This window comes from Paenibacillus sp. FSL M7-1414, from assembly GCF_038003195.1.
Lineage (GTDB): Bacteria > Bacillota > Bacilli > Paenibacillales > Paenibacillaceae > Paenibacillus > Paenibacillus amylolyticus.
In genome coordinates this window covers 6484294-6506086 of sequence record NZ_JBBOOS010000001.1, presented here as the reverse complement: position 1 = coordinate 6506086, position 21793 = coordinate 6484294, and the positions used below count along the sequence as shown (strand labels likewise).

Genomic DNA, 21793 nt, shown 5'->3' with positions numbered 1-21793 from the left:
ACCTCCGGGCCATCATCCACCGGAGTAAGGAATGGGAGCTTCTTTGTAAGTTGAATTTATGGAATGGTACATAATAACTATAGTGGGCTCCAATGGAGGCCATATGACAAAACCCATAATCAAGCGCGTGTATGCTCTTGGTTATGGGTTTATGTTGGTTATTTTTAGATGTTTGACAATGGCTTCTTGCGATAATATACTTAGTACACCTAATTAATTGTGCATCTATTTAATTGTATTACTATTTAATAGATGTCCTATGATGTTGGATGTCTATGGAATGATAAAGAAAGAAGGAGGGACCCATTATGACTGGTATAGATCCGGTCGCTCAGAAGCTTTTGTACTCCATTATGCAGTTTAATAAAGGCAAATGGAGGCAACATAAACCTCATGGGCGCAATCACAATGAAATTATGGTGCTGGGTTGTTTACTCCACGGGATGCATCCGGGAGAACAATTGAACTGGCAGGACAATCCGCCTGATTTCAATGACACGATCGAATCCAATCATCCCGGGATGAAAGTCTCGGAAATCAGCGCATTGCTACGAGTGAAGTCACCGACCATTACACCTGTTATTCGTGGCCTTGAAGATGAGGGGCTGGTCAAACGGACGATGGACCCGGAGGATCGCCGTGCTGTCCGCATCACGATTACTGAAGCAGGTCGTGAAATTATTCGGGCTGCTCACCAAGAACGCATGGAAATATTCAATAAGTTAGTTGAGCATTTGGGTGAGCAAGACAGTACTCAGCTGGCTGAGTTGTTGACCAAGGTATACACCTTTTTTGATACATTAACTTCCTTGCAAAAGGATGATTCGACAAGAGGAGATGATACGCCATGATGAAACTGTTTCGCATGCTGAAGCCATACCAAATTCCGATTATTTTCATTCTGATTTTGGTACTGTTTCAGTCGCTTGCTGAATTGTACCTGCCTACGCTAATGGCAGATATTGTGAATGACGGCATCATTAAAGGAGATATTCCGTATATCTGGCAGATTGGTGGATGGATGTTGGTCATCGCGATTGGCGGAACAGCGTGTTCGGTGATTGCCAGTTATCTCTCATCTCGAACAGCGGGTGGATTTGCCAAACAACTGCGTAGCAGAGTATTCCGCCATGTGGAGAACTTCTCTCTCCAAGAGTTCGATAAGATGGGGACTGCTTCACTGATTACGCGTACGACGAATGACATCACACAGGTACAGAATGTACTTACGATGATGCTGCGCATGATGATTATGGCTCCGCTCATGTGTATCGGGGGTATCTTCATGGCGGTATCTCAGGACGCCAAATTGTCTACGATTTTCCTGGTCGTGCTTCCGGTACTGGGTGGAGCCATTGCGCTGATTGGTGCCAAGGGTTTACCTTTGTTCAAAACCATTCAGAAAAAGCTGGACCGACTCAACCTGGTGCTGCGTGAGCAGTTAACAGGGATTCGGGTTGTTCGTTCCTTTAACCGTGGGGAGCATGAGAAAGTGCGCTTTAACGGGGCAAATACAGAACTGAGAGATTCATCGATCAAAGTTAATGTGCTCATGGCGACCATCATGCCTGTGATGATGCTGGTTATGAACTTTTCGATGATTGCCATCCTTTATTTTGGTGGAATGCGGATCGACACTGGTAATATGAACATCGGTGCGTTGATTGCCTTCATCCAATATGCAATGCAGATCATGTTCTCACTTATTATGGTTTCGATGATCTTTGTTATGATTCCAAGAGCTTCAGCATCGGCAGAACGGATCAACGAAGTGCTTGATATGCAGCCGGATCTTAGCAATCCCGAGCAGCCTCGTGGTATGAAATCCATGCAGGGTATGATTGAGTTTGACAATGTAACTTTCCGTTATCCGGGCGCAGAGAATCCAGCTTTGTCCGATATCTCCTTCACAGCTCGCTCAGGTGAGACAACAGCCATCATCGGTGGTACGGGTTCTGGGAAATCGACATTGCTCAGTCTTATTCCACGATTTTATGATGTGACCGAAGGCAGTGTTCGGGTAAATGGTACGGATGTGCGTGAAATTCGGCAGGAAGATCTGCGTGCCAAAATTGGCTTTGTACCACAAAAAGCAGTCCTCTTTACGGGTACGATTACGGAGAATATTCGTCACGGGAAAGATGATGCCACAATGGATGAAGTTGTTCATGCAGCCCGTACGGCTCAGGCGGAGAACTTCATTACCGAGATGAAAGAGGGATATGACAGCCTTATCGCACAAGGTGGTAACAACGTATCTGGTGGACAAAAGCAACGTCTGTCCATCGCTCGCGCACTTGTTCGCCGGCCGGAAGTTTATATCTTTGATGACAGTTTCTCTGCTCTCGATTTCAAAACGGATTCTAAACTTCGTGCTGCACTGAAGTCCGAAACGACAGAAGCGGCTGTGCTAATTGTTGCGCAACGCGTAAGTACAGTAATGGATGCCGATCGCATTCTGGTTATGGATGAGGGCCGAATTGTCGGTTCAGGAACACATAAAGAGCTGCTGGAGCACAATGAAGTGTATCGCGAGATTGTATCCTCCCAGCTGACAGAGGAGGAGATCGCATGAGTGAACGTACAGAACGTAAGTCGCCTCGTCCCCATGGTGGGCCGGGTCCAGGTCCCGGAATGGGCATGCGACCTCCCGCTGAGAAAGCAAAAGATTTCAAAGGCACACTGCGTCGCTTGATTCGTTATCTCCAGCCCCATAGTTCTCGTCTGCTAGGTGTGCTGGTTGCAGCCATTTTGAGTACCGTATTCAGCATCATCAGTCCAAAAGTTATGGCCGAAGGAACGGATATTCTCAGTAAAGGCGCCATTGCCATCCTTCAGGGTGTACAGGGAGCCGGGATTGATTTTCCTGCATTGATAAAAGTATTATACCTGCTTGGCGGACTCTATCTGTTCAGTGCTGCATTTATGTATGTTCAGCAATACCTGATGGCCGGTGTGGCCCAACGTGTTGTGTATGACATGCGTGAGCAGATCAGTGCGAAGGTTGGACGTCTTCCTTTGAAATATTTTGACTCCCGCACAACTGGGGAGACACTTAGCCGTGCCACGAATGACGTGGACAATATCAGTAATACACTTCAGCAAAGTTTGGCACAGTTCATTACGTCTATCGTCACAATTGTCGGCGTAATTATCATGATGCTGACGATTAGTCCATGGATGACGCTGATCACGATTTTGACGTTGCCACTCAGTGTAGTTGTTGTCATGCTGGTTGCATCTCGTTCGCAAAAACACTTTGCGGGTCAACAGAAATCCCTTGGGGAACTGAATGGTCATGTCGAAGAGATGTACACGGGACACAAGGTCGTCAAAGCATTTGGACGCGAAGAACAATCCGTACAGCAATTTGAGAAGGTCAATGAAGAACTGTATGAATCTGGCTGGAAAGCTCAGTTTATCTCCGGTATTATTATGCCGCTCATGAGTTTTGTGGGTAACTTGGGTTATGTACTGATCTGTGTGGTCGGTGGGATCTTCGTTACACGTGGTTCTATCTCTATTGGGGATATTCTGGCCTTCACACAATATTCCCGTCAATTTACACAACCGATTAACCAGATTGCAAATATCTCCAATATCATTCAATCAACGATTGCTTCGGCAGAACGGGTATTCGAGTTGCTGGATGAAGAGGAAGAAGTTCCGGAGTCCAAACAACCCGTGCAATTACAGCAGCCTAAAGGTGCGGTTGCATTCGAAGGTGTTAATTTTGGATATAAAGAAAATGAACTGCTCATTCATAACATGAATATTGATGTAAAACCGGGACAGACGGTAGCCATTGTTGGACCAACGGGAGCCGGTAAAACCACCCTGATCAACCTGTTAATGCGTTTCTACGAAATTCAGGATGGTCGGATTACGATTGACGGTGCAGACATTAAGGACATGGAGCGTGGTAAGCTGCGCAGTCTGTTCGGCATGGTGCTTCAGGATACCTGGTTGTTCAACGGAACGATTCGGGACAACATCGCCTATGGTCGAGAAGGTTCTACGGAAGACGATGTAATCAAGGCAGCCGTTGCGGCACATGCGGATCACTTTATCCGTACACTGCCTGATGGTTATGATACGGTGCTGAATGAAGAGGCGTCGAACATCTCTCAAGGGCAGAAACAGTTGCTCACAATTGCAAGAGCGATTCTGGCGAACCCGGCTATCCTCATTCTGGATGAAGCGACGAGTAGCGTGGATACACGGACCGAAGTATTTATCCAGAAAGCAATGAATGATCTGATGAAGGATCGCACAAGCTTTGTCATTGCACACCGTTTGTCTACCATTCGCGGCGCCGATCTGATCCTGGTTATGGATCATGGTAACGTGATTGAACAGGGTAATCATGATGAATTGATGGCAAGTCAGGGCTTCTACGCCGATCTGTACAATAGTCAGTTTGCGGAGCAACAACCGCAGGCGATCTGATTACACTGTAACTAACTAGAATAGCCGGGAGCACTCTTAGGGGTGCTCCCGGCTATTTGTCGTGTATCCAGAGGAGTCGATTCTAATGTGGAGCAGATTGGATCCGTTTGGATACGATGGATCTATAAGATATGAAGGAACGTTGGCATAGTAATTGGGACTGGCATAAGCTCACCAAGTGGGACATCCAGATTAGTCATGAGATACTTTGTAAGCCTCAGTTTGGGCATGGCATGACCCCCATTTTACTGATCCTTAGAATCGTTCGCAGGTTCATCAGTGTCATTGCTAGAGACCGACCTTACTTCTGCCTTCACGTCGTCGCTGTTAGCTTCCTCCAGCGCAGACGGAGCGGGTTCACCCGGGATTAATTCGCGCTGCTCAATCATGCGTTTGACAACCTCATAACAGTCATCCACATGTTTGTTACCCACATAGCGCATGGCTGTGAAGCTGAGTGCGGCAGCCAATCCCTGTCCTGCAAATGGGACAAATTTGGCGACGGATTTGGTGGCTACGCGTACGCCGACTCTTTTCAGAACCTGGACAACCAATTCCTTGGTGATCATACGACCAATGACTTTGCTTCCGATGGACATCACGAATCCATAGATCATGGATTTGGTCTCGGGGTCCATGCCGTCCAGCTGTTTTTGTGATAATCCGAATTTATTGTTAATGGCAGGCAACAGCTGCATCAGCATCCCCACATCAGCCAGTACGTCTGTACCGGGTAGCGGAACGAGTGTTGTACCGGCAGATGCGGTAGCTCTTTTGCGAACCATGGTACGGCATTCCTTGCGAACTTGCTCCAATTGTTCCAACGTTGCCGGAATCATAGGGAATCCCTCCATTCGTATATGGTATAGATATAACCGTTTTGACTCAATTTGAATGGGTTCTCACCAGCAAAATTTGCAACCTTATGACATTAAGGTGCGGAGAAACCCTTTTTCTCATGCATACATCTGGTTAAACAAGGAATTGGCTAGTTAGATAAAAGGGTTATCTATTTAAGTTTAACTATACATTTACACGAGAACGTAGAGGACAGAAATAACCTGAAGAAGCGAAGCGTTCGCCTTTATCCCCAGATTTTCACCTTTGTAAAAGTAAATCAGAAAAATCTGGGGATAACAGCGATCGGAAGGTTATTCTGGCATCGGAGTGGCATGTGTGAATATTCTTAAGTTGAACTTATATAGCTATTACGAATGAATGACGATTAGGATGCATACCTGAGAGGAAACCTATTCGGAATCATGATGAGTACTTAGCGAAGGGCTTGTTTACGGCTTCGACCTTTGTGGGTAAAGGGTAACAAGCATTGGAATGGAGGAAGAGGGATGGAGTTTAACAAAGCGTTGTTAATTCATCATCATCATTCGGGCAAGGCCAGTCGTGAGAATACAGTGGGCCTTGTGGCTGGTGTGCTGGCTCCCGCTGTCCATGAACTCGTCATTGTGCGTACGGATGAAGCTGGTGAAGGAGAGAGGCTGTGTCGTGAACGCGGGGAGCAATTCGATGTGGTGTTTATCCTGGGTGGGGATGGCACGGTGCATGAATGCGTGAATGGACTGGCCGATCTGCAACATCCTCCGTTGATTGGTATATTGCCTGGAGGCACCTGTAATGACTTTGCCCGTTCGCTCGGTATTTCACCGGATGCAGAGATTGCGGCACAAGAAATGCTGGCAGGTCGGGTGGTATCTATTGATGTTGGACGAGCTAATGATCGGGTGTTCACGAACTTTTTTGGCATTGGCTTGATCAGTGATGCATCGCAGAATATTAACGAGAATCTGAAAGGCGCGCTGGGGAAGCTCAGTTATTTTATCAGCACTTTACAGACAATTAGTCATACAGAGCCGTTTCGTTACCAACTGGAGGCGGATGGGAAAGAGATGGAAGGCGAAGCGGTGATGATCTATGCAGCCAATGGCCGTTTTCTGGGAACAAATGCATTGCCCTTTGCACCGGATGCGTTGCAGGATGGCGAACTGGACGTGCTCATTATTCATGAGACAGGCATTCCGCTGCTGCGAGAGATTCTGTCGCACAAGCCAGAGGGAGAATGGCAACCTCAGAGTGAAAGCATTTCATACTTCAAGGCATCTACGTTAAAAGTGAAGACCGATGCGCCGATGTCAGCTGACACGGATGGCGAATTGTATATGAAGACACCCGCCGAGCTTTCGGTGCTGACGGGTCATCTGAAGTTTCTAACCGGGGAGGGTTATTAGATCCCCCGGTTTTTTAGTTTGATTTTAGCTGATCGAAAACTTAAACACTCTCTGGGTGATCTCTCATATGACGTTGCCTGAACTCATCCTCAAGCATGCTCATCTGAATGGCATCATGGTATTGATGATTGTAGAACAAGACATCCCGCTTCACACCCTCGCGCTGGAATCCAAGCTTCTCATACGTGCGAATGGCTCGCTCGTTGAAGGCATACACCTCAAGCTCAATTCGATGCAAGTTACAGATTCCGAAGCCGTAGTCCAGCATAAGTAGCAACGCCTCGCTACCGTAACCTTTTCCTTGATGCTCCGCCTGATCGATGGCAACCCGGATATGTGCACTGCGATTCTTGGCATGCATGTCCATCAGGGCGACATCTCCGATGATCTGGTCATTTTCCTGTAAAGCAATAAGTAGCATGAGTCTGGTGTCATCCTGTGCTGCATTCTCAACGTAACGTTCAACCTGAGTGCGTGTGAAACTGTTCTGTGTTCCTGTCAGCCTGCGCATCTCGGCGTCAAACAGGCCAGGGAAGTAAGCATCCACATTTGTAATCTCGAAAGGGCGCAGGTATATGCGCGACGTTTCCAGCAGACGAGGGATGCGTGGGGATGGTTTTGAATGTGACATGGTTATTTCCTCCTATAGGTTCAAGGCGGGACTGATCGAGATGGCCCTGCCTCTTAAAGTTGGCGTTACACATTGATGATGACATGAGTATATCCCAATACTGTATACTTCCAAATATACAGTTTTAATTAATTTTGCAGGACAGATGAGGTGCATCATGATGATTACATTACCGAAGCTAGACGAGAACGATAGTGCGCCAATCTATGTACAGCTCTCGGATCATATCAAAAGGGAAATCATTCACGGGGATTGGGCTGAACATAGCCGATTGCCTTCGGTGCGAAAACTTGCCGAGATGCTTGGAATAAGCACTACTCCGGTGGAATGGGCCTATCAGCAATTGATCGCCGAAGGATATATATACAGTCAGCCACGTCGTGGCTATCATGTTCGTGCCATGGTGGACAGCGATCATGCCATGCAGATTGGGCAAACAGATAAACAGACAGCCGGACAAGCTCCCGTGGCCCAAACGACGTGGTCAGACCATCAGGCAATACGCCCTGCCCGAGCAGTTCAATATGATTTTCATATGTCACGCAATGATTTCAGCCTGTTTCCAATTGCCAAGTGGCACCAATATGTTAATCGAATCTGGCGGGAAGAAGCGAAGGAGTTGTTGTTCTATGGAGACCCTCAGGGAGAATGGGGACTACGATGTGAGATTGCTGTCTATCTTGCGCAGTTCAGGGGAGTCAGCTGTTCTCCCGAGCAGATTGTTGTGGGTGCTGAACAGCATCTGCTAATGTCTCTATTAGCACAGACCCTTCTTCACAAAGGAGAATCTACGCATTCCATCGGTGTAGAGAATCCTGGATACCGACTGTTACCTGGTACATTCCGCAATTATGGTTATCGGGTTGTCCCGATCTCTCTGGATCCTGATGGCATAAACTTGACGGAGCTGGAACAGGCCGGGGTAAAATTGGCGGGTGTGTCACCCTCTCACCAATTTCCACTAGGTATGACCATGCCGATTACTCGCAGATTGGCGTTGCTCGAATGGGCGGAACAAACAAAGGCATACATTATCGAGGATGATTACGATGGAGAGTTCCGGTATCATGGAAGACCAATCCCATCAATGCAGGGGCTACGCGAGAGAAGTCGCGTAATCTATATGGGTGGTTTCTCGCAGGTGCTCGCACCTGCTCTTTGTATCCATTACATGGTGCTTCCGAGAGAATTAATGGATGATTTTCGCGAAATGTATAAGAATGTTCTATTCGAGCAATCAGCCTCCCGACTCCATCAGCGAACATTGGAGATGTTCATGCGTGAAGGAGAACTGGGCAAGCATATCCGTAAAATGCGTAATGTCTACAAACGAAAGCATGACCTGATCGTTCAGGCCATTCAGATGCATTTTGGAGATCGGGTTGAAATAAGGGGTCAACATTCCGGATTCCATCTGGTATTGCGAATGGTAACCAAACAGTCAGTCACAGAATTGGTAACCGCAGCGATAGAGGCAGGGATACAGATCAGTTCAACGGAATATTTGTGGGCGAACGAGAGCAGACCAGCAGACGGCAAAAGAGAGTTCATTATCGGTTTTGCCGGAATAGAGCCGGAACGCATTGACCCGGGTATTGCCGCATTGGCTAGAATCTGGAGCTAGCATCAGTTCCGCTTAACCGCTCCATCCAGAAACAGCGCCACCAGTTCCTGCGCAAGTTCCTCAATGCTACCGCCATTCATGTTGCGTACATCTTCGCGGTTCGCGAGCATCAGCAGTGACGTAAATGCATGGGCAAGCAGCATAGGGTTCCCGACCCGCAAATAACCATTGTCCATCTCCTTCTGAAAATGGGTAGCTAGTACTACGAATATGCGAACCTCTGCTTCCCGAATCTGAGCGAGTTGCTCCGTGTCCAGATGTTTCTCGGCTTCTCGCATCATGGTCTCCGTTTCAATATGGGAGTGCTGCATCTTGGCTTCGGCAACCTTAACCAGTCGTTCTTGCAACGTACCAGGTTCATCCAGACGGAGCGAAGTCTGCTGCATACCCATCGCCATCATGCGGGTAATGGCAACGGTGAACAGATCGGCTTTGCTGGTGAAATGATAATAGATCGATGCTTTGGTTACATTGCATAATGAAGCAATCTGCTGGAGAGACACAGGTTCATACCCGTATTCCATAAACAGACGTGAAGCTGTCATCAATATGTTGGTTTGGACAGACGCTTGATCCACACCTGTTTTGGGTCTACCCGGTGAACGGGGAATGTTTGTTTTTTTGCTCATAGGTACATACCTCTTTACGTATTTAATCGCTTGTTAGACGTGTTCACAAAATTAGGCATTGCAAAATTAACCTTCCGGTATATATAATTAACTCGATTATACTATGACCCGTGGTTCATTACTACACCATCACATAAATAGGGCTTCATAGAAACAGAATAGGGAGATGAAGAGACAATGCAGGAAGGTTCGGGTTACGGCCGCTGGGTTGCCGGCAAACGAAGTAAATGGATTACGCTGTTGGTATGGATCATTATCGCCGTTGTGCTTGGCATGGTATGGCCTGCTGTAGGTGATCGTGAAACCAATAACGCACAGGATCTGAGTGCATCCAAACCATCGGTTCAGGCAGCTGCACTTGCTGAGAAGGAATTCCCTGGTGGTGAGGGATTACCCGCACTGATCGTATGGCGTCAAGCCGGCGGTCTGACAGATGAGCAGATTGAGAACATTCAGGCATTAACGGAGCGACTGGATCAAGATCCGGTAGAACAACAACAGTCCGTTGTGCCACTCTATCAATTGCCACCACAGGCATTGAAAGGCCAGCTTTCGGAAGACGGAAGTACTTTGGTTATGCCACTGTTCTTCAATGAAGGTGCCGATTCGGAACAATTGAAGGAAGCTATTGAAGCACTTGAGCAAAAAACACAAGACATCTTCGGGGCAAACCCGTTTGATGTAGCCATAGATGATGCCAATACACTGATTGCCCGTGTGACAGGGCCAGTAGGGATATCCATTGATGCGAGCGGGCTATTCTCCTCCGCCGATGTATCCTTGCTGATCGCTACGGTTGTACTGGTATTAGTACTGTTGCTGTTGATCTACCGCTCGCCGGTATTGGCGATTATCCCGATCATTGCCGTTGGATTCGCGTATATGGTGACAAGCCCGATTTTGGGATTCATGGCGGATCAGGGCTGGATTACGGTGGATGCACAGTCGATCTCGATCATGACCGTGTTGTTATTTGGAGCAGGAACGGATTACTGCCTGTTCATGATCTCCAGATACCGCCAAATTCTCTATCATGAGCCGGACAAAAAGAAAGCCATTTTCCAGGCAATTACCGGATCATCTGGCGCCATTGCTATGAGTGGATTCACGGTCGTTGCAGCACTACTGGTACTGTTGCTGGCTGAATACGGTGCATATCATCGCTTTGCAGTACCATTCAGTCTGTCCATCTTTATCATGTTTATTGCAAGTCTGACACTGGTTCCGGCGCTTCTGGCGATCTTCGGTCGGGGTTCATTCTATCCGTTCGTACCACGTACACATGAGATGGAAGTGGAGCGTGCGAAGAAAAAAGGCAAACCGGCTCCTGCCCCGCGCAAAGTGAAGGAAAGCTGGATTGGCCGTGTTGTAGTAACAAAGCCATGGACCGTTCTTGCAATTACGTTGGTATTGCTGGGAGGACTGGCGGCATTCTCTACTCAGGTTAAATTCACGTATGATCTGTTGTCTTCCTTCCCGGAGGATGTACCTTCCCGCGAAGGTTTCACCGTCATCGGTGAACAATTCTCCCAAGGTGAGCTGGCTCCAGTCAAAGTGATCGTTGATGCCGAAGGCAAAGAAACTGATCTGAAGCAACGTCTCGAATCGCTGGATTACATTAGCAAAGTAGGCGATGCTCAGCAGGGTGCCGAGAATGCCAACATTACCGCCTTTGATGTGGAATTTAATCTGAATCCATATTCCATGGAGGCAATGCAGCATATTCCAGATCTGCGGGCTACTGCGGAACAGGCGCTTCAAGATGCTGGTGTAGCTAATGTGGACAGTCAAGTCTGGATTGATGGTCAGACGGCTGAACAGTATGACATTGAAGTAACCGGAGAACGGGATGCCAAGATCATTATTCCGGTGGTCATCGGCATGATTACATTGTTACTACTGTTGTACTTGCGTTCAATCGTAGCCACAGCATACCTGATTGCAACTGTTGTTCTGTCGTATTTCTCTGCACTGGGTCTGGGTTGGATCATCATTCACTACGGACTTGGCGCAGATGCCATTCAGGGAGCGATTCCGCTGTATTCCTTCGTATTCCTCGTGGCACTGGGGGAAGACTACAACATCTTCATGATCTCTAGCATCTGGCAGAAACGCAAAACGATGCCGCTTCGTCAAGCGATCAGAGAAGGTGTTGGCGAGACAAGCTCTGTTATTACATCTGCAGGTCTGATCTTGGCAGGAACATTTGCGGTACTTGCTACATTGCCAATTCAGGTGTTGGTGCAGTTTGGTATAATCACAGCCGTTGGTGTGATGCTGGATACCTTCCTGGTTCGCCCGTTCATGGTACCGGCGATCACCGCATTGCTGGGTAAATGGGCCTTCTGGCCAGGCAAGTATGTTCCGATTGCAGAGAAGAATGAGGAGAAACAAAACCAGTCCATGTAATGCATGGATTGGGTGAGATGGACGGCGGGGCTTCAAGCCTGCTGTCCATTTCTTTATTTTCCGAACGATGATGACCTCTACCAGTTGTCCTCCTGAGATGGAATGGTGGAACTGTAAAATATCCGCAGGATGAGGCGTGATCCTTGTTTTCTTTGCATGGGGAAGGTTTACGTAGCCAAGGGTTATGGGACATAATAGAGAGAGCGTCGGCCTTGAGCAGACGGATGATCAACATCAATGGGACAACCAGGGGAAGGATGAAAGCAAGCATGACGAACCAACTTAATGTGTATTTTAACCATGACGGCGGCGTGGATGACCTCGTATCGCTGTTCATGCTTCTGCAAATGGACAATGTACATGTAACCGGCGTATCGGTTATTCCGGCAGACGGATATCTGGAGCCAGCAACAGATGCCAGCCGTAAAATTATCGATCGTTTCGGTACATATTCCGTAGAGGTATCCAAATCCAACTCCAGAGGGAAAAATCCATTTCCTGCGGCGTGGAGACTGCATTCCTTCTATGTAGATGCACTTCCTGTACTGAACGAGTCCGGCAAAATGGAAGCACCACTCTCTGCCGTTCCGGCACACCAGCATCTGATCGAGAAAGTGCGCAATACCGAAGGCAAAACGTTGCTCCTGTTCACAGGCCCACTGACAGACCTTGCGCGTGCACTGGACGAAGCACCAGACATTGAAGAGAAAATCGACAAGCTGGTATGGATGGGCGGTACATTTGAGCGTGGTAACGTAGAAGAACCTGAGCATGATGGCACAGCAGAGTGGAACGTATTCTGGGACCCGGAAGCGGCTTACCGTGTATGGCAGAGTGGTATCCAGATCGATCTGGTTGCACTGGAAAGCACGAACAAAGTACCTCTGACTCCAGCCGTTCGTAACCGCTGGGCAGCAGAGCGTCGCTTCGAAGGCGTTGACTTCCTGGGTAACTGTTACGCAGGTTGTCCGCCACTGGTGTACAGTGAGACGAATTCCACATACTATCTGTGGGATGTGCTGACAACGGCTTCCGTTGGACGCGAGGACATCGTGAAGAAAAAAACCGTAAACTGTATTGTCATCCCGGATGGTCCTAGCCAAGGCCGCACGGTGGAGCAAGCAGACGGACGTCCAGTACAACTGGTGTATGATACCGATCCGGAAGCGTTCTTTACGTACATGACGGATTTGGGTAAAAAAGCTGCTCCGCAGCGCTATTAATTCAGGCAGCTGTAAGGCTTGCCAACATTAAAGGACAACAAAAATAAAGCCGCAGGCAGTGTCCGGAAATGGGGTTGACCCCATGATCCCGTCCCTGCCGTGCGGCTATTTGTTTTGGGCTGATTTATATAGTAATCTAGCTGCCCGCTATATTTTAAATCGACCAATCAATCCGTTCAGCTCACTGGACAATACCCGCAGCGATTCGGCGGATGCACTCATCTCATCCATGGATTGCAGTTGGCTTCCGGTAGCGTGCGATACCTTCTGGATGCTCGAAGAGGATTCGCGTGAGATATGTTCCATATCCTCCACAGAAGCGGATACTTCTTCTGCACTGGCAGACAGCTGCTCAGATGCTGCGGATACTTCGTGCAGACGTTCATTCATCGTCTCAATCCCGGTATGAATGGATGTGAATGAACGGCCTGCCTCCTGAACAACAGCGAGACCGGATTGGACTGCTGATGTGCTGGCAGACATATGTTCTGACAACAGGGCAGTCTGGCGTGTCATCTCGGCGATCAGTTCGGTTACATGCTGGGACGATTGCTCTGATTCCCCCGCAAGCTTGCGAACCTCTGAGGCAACCACCGCAAACCCGCTGCCATACTCTCCTGCACGAGCCGCTTCAATACTTGCATTAAGTGCGAGCAGATTGGTCTGTGAAGCGATTCCTTTCATCAGATGTGCTACCGACTCAATTTTACCTGAGTACTGCTCCAGCTGAGAGGTGGAGGCCACCATCTGCACATTTGCTTGATGAATTTTGTCCATGCTGTCAATCGCCGTGTTGATGTTGGCTTGACCTTGCACCGCATTATTGGTCGTTTCCTGTGAGACATCCGCGACCATAGAAGAAGAATTCGCAATGTGCTGCATGCTACGTGTGATCTCTTCCATGGCTACCGTAACTTCGCCCGCACGAGCCACCTGTTCGGCAGCACCACTGGCCGTATGATTGGTATGCTCGGCAATGCGCTGACTAGCTTCGGCAGTTGCCTGTGAATGTTTCGATACTCCTTCTGCAGCTTGTAGCAGAGAGTCGGAGCTTTGACGGATGCCCGTCATGACATCACGGGTACCTGTAACCAGATGTTTGAACTCGGAAGCGAGCTGTCCCACCTCGTCCTTGCGACTAAGTTCAACGTTGACGGTCAGATCGCCTTTTCCTACCTGGGTAATTAACTTCTTCAACTTCACCAATGGTCGGGTCAAGTAATGGGCGAATCCATACACCAGCAAGACACTCAGCAGAACAATAGCCAAGGCTGTCCAGATCATGGTCATACGGTTGCGGGACATCAGTTCATAGACCGCAGTGGAATCCAGATCCGCACCGACTAGCCCCAGTACATTCCCGTCAGCCCCATGGATCGGCACATATGCTGTAATGGTAGCGCCATATTCATCCTGTGTGAGTTCGCCCCGAATAGGCTCATTCTGTTCAAAAGCTTGCAGCATTCCTTCATAATGGGTCTCTTCTGCGGAACCGTAAGGGGAGAAGTCATCCTCTGCCACATCGGCAGCAGCCCCATCCACAACGTAGAAATATGTATTTGTTCCATTTTCTTCGCGTGTACCAAGGGTGTACAGATACTTGAGTCCATTGGCCTCGCGCAGCTGACTGAGCTGCTCACGCAATGTGCCGTAATACGCAGTCTCGGCCTGTCCGGTACTGAGTGGTGCATACAGAGAGGTGTCAATTAATGCAGCTGCCCGTTCACCCACAGCCTGTGCCTGCATCCCCATGGATTGCTCGACCAGTTGGGCCGATGAACGGTACATGGTAATGCCAAGAACCGCACCCGCGGCTAGCATCAGACAGGAAAAAAATAAAAAGATCCTCATAAACAAACTGTTCATTGGTAAAAGTGTTCCCCCTTGATCTGTTGAATCAATCGTCTCTTTGTCCCTTTACTTGGTGTTTGTCGTTCTTCTTTGGTTCGTATGTATTGTATATCAAATATACAGTTTTCTACTTGAAATATCGGCATCCGGTCCATAAAGAATTAGCCCCCGAGTCAATTTGATCCGGGAGCTGGTTTCGTTTCAATCCTATATTGACCATGCTCATCATTGGAACACATCTCATTGTCACTACATAGAGGGGCTTCACATGACTGAGTGATTACGTCATTACATCGTTCCGCCGCCCTGGCGAACAGAGGCAGGAATCTTTTCAGGTCCCTGATTAATATATTTATTGATAAAAGTACCTACTTTGGCATCGTCGAATTGGTCGAGCTTCATTGTTTTGGTCCATGCGGTCACCACGACTTCACTGCCCTCGGGAATATCCTTGTTGGGTACAGCCAGAATACCTGCTCCGGCTTCGCGGAATTTGGCTAGGTATTTCAGATGTTCCTTCAAATCCTCGCTTGCGTTCTCACGATAATAGATGATGATGTCCCCGTGCTCCAGATTGTGTACCAGATAATTATAGCCTGGGAAGTCGGTGTAAAATCCAAACTTGATATCATGCGGATTATGCGGTCCCGATGTTGGAATTGTCATCTCATACTGAATGGGGTCCTCCGTATGGTCTGCCCCGTAATATTTATCGTCCGTTATGTCGATTGTCGCGTTGGACTTCAGATCGGCTACATTATATGTTTTACCTGCTCCTTGCATGAAGAACAGGCCAAACGTAATAATCGACACAGCCATCATTACATGTGCAGCCAGCCGAAGGGACCGACTTTTTTTCTGAATGTCCGCCCGCTCTTTCTTTTTCATGTGGCCCAGAATTTTGCCCTGTGTGCGTGATGCCCAGATATAGGCGGCGATGGAGAACAGCAATACAATTACACCTACGATGAGCCACAGGTAGGATGTATCTGCCTCGTGCTCCATTTGCATATGATTCATATGAGTCATGTCCATAGAGAGTTCCTCTGCTTTCTTTGTAAAATGAGTGATTAATACACTACACAATGTAGTGTTAGTGGCAATGATGAATCCACTCATTACGTAACGGGAGTTGCTGGTTCCGTGTTTGTTACGTAAATAAGAACATACCTCTTGCACTACACATTATAGTGTATGAAACATGCTCGGCGCAATGCTGCCTTATAAAACTAGAAAAGACCTTCCCCGTGTGAGCAGGGAACGTCTTAATATAATCTAATGAGATAACAGCGATCGGAAGGTTGTTCTGTCATCGAAGTAACAAGTGTAATTCCAACTGAACTATTTTACAGACGACCAAATGGTGAAAGCATCAGGCTGATCAGTCCAATAATAATTTCACCCAGCAATTGATAAACAATAAAGAACACGACCGCATTGGCGATCAGCACACTGTACATACTGTCGATGGCTGCTTTGGTGCGATTCAGTGGATATTGGAACAGCACCGAGTTCAGAGCGACAAAGACAATGATATATGAGACAGCAAGCAAGGAGATCGCGATGGAATACGAGATAATAATAAACAGATTCGCCAGAACAAGGGATACTACAGCAGGAACAAGCAATGTACCGAACTGGGCAACCAGTGTTTTGGGACGGAAGGTTATTTTTTCAATCTTCAGAATAGCGTACATCAGTGCAATTGAGGCAATTAGGATAATGACGGTGAACAATAGCGGCCTTAAAAATCCACCAAAGAACAAGCCGTCCATGCCTATGCGACTAAAGGTAATTAAGAAGTATGTAGAAGATAGAACTGCAATCAGCGCCATCGTTAGCCATCCGTTTAGTGAATGCTGGTCGCCAACGGTTTTCATCGTCTGATAAGGACGGGCTAATACACTGAGGAAATAGGATAGATACTGTTTACTTACTTCTTTGGCTTGCTGAACTTTCTCATTCTGCACGATATTATTCCACTGATTGGAGCTATTGTCTCCTGCAGAAGCATGGTCATTGGTGCCTGTTGATTCTCTTGCCTGTTCCTTGTGAATAGATACGGATGGTGTGTTGGATGGAACGGACTGAGAAGATGTAGCCTGGGTGCTGGACCAACGGGTATATTCGGGTTCGGAAGCAGCAGCAGATTCCGGGTTCGGTACAGGAGTTGGCGAAGAGGTGGTTTGCGTTAGATTAGAGCCGCACCTCTCGCAAAAATGGGCATCTCCATTTTCATGATTACATACTGGACATTTCATGGTATAAGCCTCCAATTTCTAGAAAATAAAAACATGTCAACATTGTGTCTCATTTTAACGGTTGATGACGAAGTTTGTCTATGTTTCGCAGGAATTAATACCCCTACAGAGAGAAAGTTGAAACGAGGACTCGAATGCTGTGTATTAAAACGTAGTTTAGAAGTAACAATAGTATAGGACTGACATGCAGGCATTTTAATGTAAATTCACCGTGGTTTAAGACGAATTGTTTTTGGGGGTAAATGTCTTATCGTTCGCTTCTGTGTGTGATTTACATGTTAAGTATATCTTTTGGGTTGCTCATTTCAGAAGATTTATGTATAATCAATCGTGTTAACACGTCGAATGTACGGTAGTAAGAGATGTGGGTGAGTTCATGGAACTACTGGACAGCAATGATAGCAAGAAGAAGATGTGCCAGTATTATAACGAAATCTCGAAGGAACTGTTCGGATTTGGCACCACTCTCCTGAGAGTGACCATTGACCAGAATATTGTGACCTTCTACGCGAAGCACCGACGTTCACCGCGCTCTGATGCCCTGGAAGGGGAGGCCCCCGGCTTAAAGCTGGAAGTGGACTTCCGCATGTCTGTCTTATATAAGAAGAAATTCCGGGAGAAGCTCGAGCAACACATGGGTTTGCCAATTGAAGCTATATTGCGGGATTATGATGCGTCCACTCAGTGGGCAATCACGAATGTAATTCTGGAACAGGCCTAGGATGGATCGGCAGGATTAATTCTTGTTGATGTATACAGAGGTTATGGCCCGGATTCATGATCAGGTTCCGTACAATTTCATATGATGGCGTCTGTCTTTGGATTGATTCTGAAGCAGAAACCGATGATGTACCGGCAGCGGGTGTCGCTTTCCTTTGTTTACGAAGAAAAGTGTTCTTGTTTATACAAGAATGCTTTTCTTTTTGTTTTTTAAGTCGAACTAACCCTGTATAACACATCATATTCTTCGAAAATCAGGAAGACCCTTCGATCGCTGTTATCCCCAGATTTCTTTTATTTCCTTTAAATAAGGGAGAAATCTTGTGATAAAGGCGAACACTTCGTTTCTCCAGGTTCTTTCTGTTTTCTACGTAAGATGTGTTATCAATTTAGTTCAACTTAATGGTTGGGTTGTTAAAACACATATATCAGGGGGAATCAGGATCATGATGAAAAAGTGGATTAGCGGTTTGGCAGCAGTGGCAATGACATCGGTATTACTTGCAGGTTGTGGCAGCAGCACGGATGATGCAACAGGCGGATCAGGTAGTGGGGGAACCGCAGCGAACAAATTGGTTATCTCCACTTGGGGCTTCTCCGAAGATTTCTTTAATGAAGAAGTATTTGGTCCATTCGAAAAAGAACATAATGTAGACATCGTGCTCGAAGTCGGCAATAACGCTGAACGTCTGAATAAAATTCGTCAAGGTACATCAAATGTCGATGTCATCTACCTGTCTGATTATTATGCACAACAAGGTATCGATGAAGGTTTGTTTGAGAAAATCGACCGCTCCAAAATTCCAAATGTAAATGACATTTATGATATTGCTAAAGCACCACTTGGTGAAGATTATGGCCCGGCCTACACGGTTGGACAGCTCGGTATCGCTTATAACCCGGATCTCGTATCCAAAGAAGTGACTTCATGGAGTGACCTGTGGGACCCGGCGTTCGAAGGTAACCTGACCATCCCGAATATTACGGCAACAGCAGGCCCAATGGTTGTGGATGCAGCTTCCCGTGTAGCCGGAAACGATACGTTTAATGAAGATGCGGCATTTGCTGAACTGAAAAAACTGAGCGGCAATGTGGTGAAATTCTACAGCCAAACATCCGAGTTCGTGAACATGTTCTCCCAAGAAGAAATTGCGGGCGGACCGATCATGGAAATGTATTTCAAAGATCTGAAAGCAGCCGTGCCTAATGCAAAGTTTGTTACACCTAGCGAGGGTGCATATGCCGTGATGAACACAATCAATGTCGTGAAGGGCAGCAAAAACAAAGAGCTCGCTGAAGAGTTCATCAACTGGCAGCTCAGCCAGGATGTACAAGCGAAATCTGCCAAAGCCAAAGTCGATTCCCCGGTTAACACAAAGGTTGAACTGACTGCTGAAGAAGCAGAAGGCGTAACATACGGCGCTGAAGTTGTTGAGAAGCTGAACAAGCTGGATATGGAATTCGTGAATCAACAGGTTAAAGGCTGGACAGATCGCTGGAACCGCGAGATTGCACAATAAACAAGTAACCGACTAAATAGTTATCTTTGATCTATATAGTTTAACTAAACTTTTTACACGAGAACGGAGAGGGCAGAAATAACGTGAAGAAGCGAAGCGTTCGCCTTTATCCCCGGATTTTCCCCTTGAAGAAGGGATTCAAAAAAATCTGGGGATAACAGCGATCGGAAGGTTATTCTGTCATCGGAGTGGTAAGTGTAAATATTCTTTAGTTCAACTTATCATTTGCAGCAAGCAACCATATCACCGCATAGGAGTTGAGAACGGATGAGTGAAGCGCAAAATCGCATCATTCTGGACGTGGACACGGGGATTGACGATGCACTGGCGATTTTGCTGGCCGTCAAAAGTCGGAAGTTGGACATTCTCGGCATCACCACAGTCTGTGGGAACGTATCACTCCAGCAGGCAACAGAGAATACGTGCAAAATTCTTGAACTCGCGGGTGCACCTGAAATTCCGGTCATTGCCGGAGCAGTTGGACCCCTCACTCGCAAGTCGCATTATGAACACCGGGTACATGGACAGGACGGATTGGGCGGTGCGCTGCCTGATCCGGCCGTGTCTAAGAAAGCCGAGGAAGATTTTGCGCCAGACTTTATCGTGGAACAAGCCAAGCAATATCCGGGCGAACTGACATTAATCATGACCGCACCCTTAACGAACCTGGCACTCGCGCTGATGAAGTGTCCTGAATTGCCTTCTTTATTGAAGGAAGTCATCTTCATGGGTGGCGTGGTTCGCGGACATGGCAACATTACACCAACCGCCGAGTACAACACCTACGCTGATCCAGAGGCCGCACGCATCGTACTGCATGCAGGCATCGAGAAGCTTACCCAAGTCGGATTGGATGTAACGCGTCAAACGCTGCTAAATGAAGCAACAATTGAGCGCCTCACTGATCCTGCACTGCGCGCGTACGTTGCTCAAAGCACGGAGATTTACATCAACCGTTACGAACAAATGAACGGCGTCCGCGCTTGCGCTTTACATGATCCACTAGCCGTGGGCGTAGCCCTTGCCCCGGAACTGGTAGGACGTAAATCGTATTATGTCGATGTCGAAACCGCCAGCCGCCTGTGCGATGGCCAGATGGTATGTGACTTCCAAAACCGTTTGGGTGAGCAGCCTAACACCCTCGTCTGCGAAACCGTAGATGCGGAAGCATTCCTTGAACTGTTTATCAACGCGTTAAACGCGTAGTTGCTCTGCCCCAATTAGATATTTATACGATTGCGGAGAGTGCAGAACCGATCTGGAGAAGCGAAGCGTTCCCCTTTATCCCCCGATTTTTACCTATGAAAGTGAATCAATAAATCGGGGGATAACAGGGATCGAAGGACGGTACTACAATCGGAGTATTCAAGTATCAATCTCGAATTAAATTTACAAGTCAGGAGTATCGCGATGAAGAAATCAGTAATCTACTGGCTATTGCTGCCGGGATTCGTGTTTTTGGCGGCATTTATGATCATTCCGATTGTCCTGACGATCGGGTCGACGTTTTTCCAAGAAAACTCCTTCACGTTTGAAGGGTACATGCATTTTTTCAGAGACCCATACTTTTTGAAAATATTGCTTACGACGCTGCAAGTCAGCGTGGTCACCACCATCGTCTGTGTGGTGCTCGGATTCCCGACAGCTTATTATATTTCGCAGAAAGCGCCGCGCCGCAAAGGCATTTTGTTGGCATTGGCGATCTTCCCACTGCTGACGAGCCCGGTCGTGCGCTCGTTTAGCTGGATGATCATTCTTGGACGCAAAGGGTTGATCAATAACACCCTTGTTGGTCTGGGTATCGTGGACAAGCCGCTGGATATTCTGTATACACCAGCAGCGATGATGATTGGTCTGACGCATCTGTTCCTGCCACTGATGATTATCTCTCTGGTGGGCGTGCTGGAAAACATTGACGGTGACCTGCTCAAAGCAGCACAAAGTCTGGGCGCCTCGCGTATTACGGCATTCCGCCGGGTTGTGTTCCCACTGGCTGTGCCAGGACTTGTGATCGGAGCTGTGCTTGTTTTTGTCGGAAGCCTGACGGCGTATACCACACCTGCCCTCCTTGGAGGCAAGCAACGCGTGATTGCTACGTTCCTGTATCAGAACGCCATGACCCTCAACGACTGGTATCTGGCCTCGGTTGTTGCCGCGATTATGATTGTAATTACATTTGTCGTGGTCGGTGTCATGAACAAAATGGCTAAAACTTTAAATCCGAAGGGGTAGA

Annotated in this window: 17 protein-coding genes; 11 read left to right on the top strand and 6 right to left on the bottom strand. The window is 47.5% G+C overall.

All coding sequences use genetic code 11. The features are described 5' to 3' along the window. Nucleotides 1–308: 308 nt before the first annotated feature. The 3 genes from MHH92_RS28385 to MHH92_RS28375 are packed head-to-tail and all read left to right on the top strand — an operon-like array spanning nucleotide 309 to nucleotide 4449. Nucleotides 309–851, top strand: coding sequence for a MarR family winged helix-turn-helix transcriptional regulator (locus MHH92_RS28385; protein WP_074092645.1), 543 nt, complete (start codon nucleotides 309–311; stop codon nucleotides 849–851). Further along, nucleotides 848–2575 (top strand): ABC transporter ATP-binding protein, encoded by a 1728-nt coding sequence (locus tag MHH92_RS28380; protein ID WP_076328678.1) that lies wholly within the window; start codon nucleotides 848–850, stop codon nucleotides 2573–2575. Before MHH92_RS28385 ends, MHH92_RS28380 begins: the two co-directional genes overlap by 4 nt. Then, nucleotides 2572–4449, top strand: coding sequence for an ABC transporter ATP-binding protein (locus tag MHH92_RS28375; RefSeq protein WP_340907361.1), 1878 nt, complete (start codon nucleotides 2572–2574; stop codon nucleotides 4447–4449). Before MHH92_RS28380 ends, MHH92_RS28375 begins: the two co-directional genes overlap by 4 nt. Before the next feature lie 245 nt (nucleotides 4450–4694). On the opposite strand, the gene MHH92_RS28370 is transcribed toward MHH92_RS28375, so the two are convergent. After that, nucleotides 4695–5288: a hypothetical protein gene (locus tag MHH92_RS28370; RefSeq protein WP_036612896.1), complete on the bottom strand. Its 594-nt coding sequence runs from the start codon at nucleotides 5286–5288 to the stop codon at nucleotides 4695–4697. A 507-nt stretch (nucleotides 5289–5795) separates the two neighbouring features. Here MHH92_RS28370 and MHH92_RS28365 point away from each other — a divergent pair. Continuing rightward, nucleotides 5796–6692, top strand: a complete 897-nt coding sequence (locus MHH92_RS28365; RefSeq protein ID WP_253503933.1) for a diacylglycerol/lipid kinase family protein — start codon at nucleotides 5796–5798, stop codon at nucleotides 6690–6692. A gap of 40 nt (nucleotides 6693–6732) precedes the next feature. On the opposite strand, the gene MHH92_RS28360 is transcribed toward MHH92_RS28365, so the two are convergent. Next, on the bottom strand, nucleotides 6733–7323 hold the full coding sequence (locus MHH92_RS28360) for a GNAT family N-acetyltransferase (protein ID WP_340907357.1): 591 nt from the start codon (nucleotides 7321–7323) through the stop codon (nucleotides 6733–6735). Between the two features lie 157 nt (nucleotides 7324–7480). Here MHH92_RS28360 and pdxR point away from each other — a divergent pair, with 157 nt between their 5' ends. Then, on the top strand, nucleotides 7481–8947 hold the full coding sequence (pdxR, locus tag MHH92_RS28355; protein WP_340907356.1) for a MocR-like pyridoxine biosynthesis transcription factor PdxR: 1467 nt from the start codon (nucleotides 7481–7483) through the stop codon (nucleotides 8945–8947). 2 nt (nucleotides 8948–8949) lie between these two features. Here the strand turns inward: pdxR and MHH92_RS28350 are convergent, their stop codons facing one another. Next, entirely contained in the window at nucleotides 8950–9576 is a 627-nt protein-coding gene (locus MHH92_RS28350) for a TetR/AcrR family transcriptional regulator (RefSeq protein ID WP_340907354.1), read from the bottom strand. Between the two features lie 177 nt (nucleotides 9577–9753). On the opposite strand from MHH92_RS28350, the gene MHH92_RS28345 reads away from it, so the two are divergent. Both MHH92_RS28345 and MHH92_RS28340 read left to right on the top strand, forming a co-directional pair. Then, complete coding sequence (locus MHH92_RS28345) at nucleotides 9754–11985, top strand: MMPL family transporter (protein WP_340907353.1); 2232 nt, start codon at nucleotides 9754–9756, stop codon at nucleotides 11983–11985. 269 nt (nucleotides 11986–12254) lie between these two features. Continuing rightward, the gene (locus tag MHH92_RS28340) at nucleotides 12255–13208 is read left to right on the top strand and encodes a nucleoside hydrolase (protein ID WP_017691781.1); all 954 of its coding nucleotides are present in this window, start codon (nucleotides 12255–12257) and stop codon (nucleotides 13206–13208) included. A gap of 147 nt (nucleotides 13209–13355) precedes the next feature. Here the strand turns inward: MHH92_RS28340 and MHH92_RS28335 are convergent, their stop codons facing one another. The 3 genes from MHH92_RS28335 to MHH92_RS28325 form a co-directional block, all read right to left on the bottom strand. After that, nucleotides 13356–15074 (bottom strand): methyl-accepting chemotaxis protein, encoded by a 1719-nt coding sequence (locus tag MHH92_RS28335; protein ID WP_340907351.1) that lies wholly within the window; start codon nucleotides 15072–15074, stop codon nucleotides 13356–13358. Nucleotides 15075–15347: 273 nt separating this feature from the next. Continuing rightward, complete coding sequence (locus MHH92_RS28330; RefSeq protein ID WP_340907349.1) at nucleotides 15348–16094, bottom strand: DUF3105 domain-containing protein; 747 nt, start codon at nucleotides 16092–16094, stop codon at nucleotides 15348–15350. A 311-nt stretch (nucleotides 16095–16405) separates the two neighbouring features. Beyond that, nucleotides 16406–17320: a hypothetical protein gene (locus MHH92_RS28325; protein ID WP_340907348.1), complete on the bottom strand. Its 915-nt coding sequence runs from the start codon at nucleotides 17318–17320 to the stop codon at nucleotides 16406–16408. A gap of 376 nt (nucleotides 17321–17696) precedes the next feature. Here MHH92_RS28325 and MHH92_RS28320 point away from each other — a divergent pair, with 376 nt between their 5' ends. From MHH92_RS28320 to MHH92_RS28305, 4 genes are all read left to right on the top strand, one after another. Further along, nucleotides 17697–18041 carry a Na-translocating system protein MpsC family protein gene (locus MHH92_RS28320; RefSeq protein ID WP_091035982.1) on the top strand — a complete coding sequence of 115 codons (345 nt, stop codon included), beginning with the start codon at nucleotides 17697–17699 and terminating at the stop codon, nucleotides 18039–18041. A gap of 448 nt (nucleotides 18042–18489) precedes the next feature. Further along, the gene (locus MHH92_RS28315) at nucleotides 18490–19560 is read left to right on the top strand and encodes an ABC transporter substrate-binding protein (protein WP_036613093.1); all 1071 of its coding nucleotides are present in this window, start codon (nucleotides 18490–18492) and stop codon (nucleotides 19558–19560) included. Between the two features lie 267 nt (nucleotides 19561–19827). Further along, nucleotides 19828–20766, top strand: coding sequence for a nucleoside hydrolase (locus MHH92_RS28310; RefSeq protein ID WP_253503914.1), 939 nt, complete (start codon nucleotides 19828–19830; stop codon nucleotides 20764–20766). Nucleotides 20767–20970: 204 nt separating this feature from the next. Further along, nucleotides 20971–21792, top strand: coding sequence for an ABC transporter permease (locus tag MHH92_RS28305; protein WP_036612869.1), 822 nt, complete (start codon nucleotides 20971–20973; stop codon nucleotides 21790–21792). Nucleotide 21793: the final 1 nt, after the last annotated feature.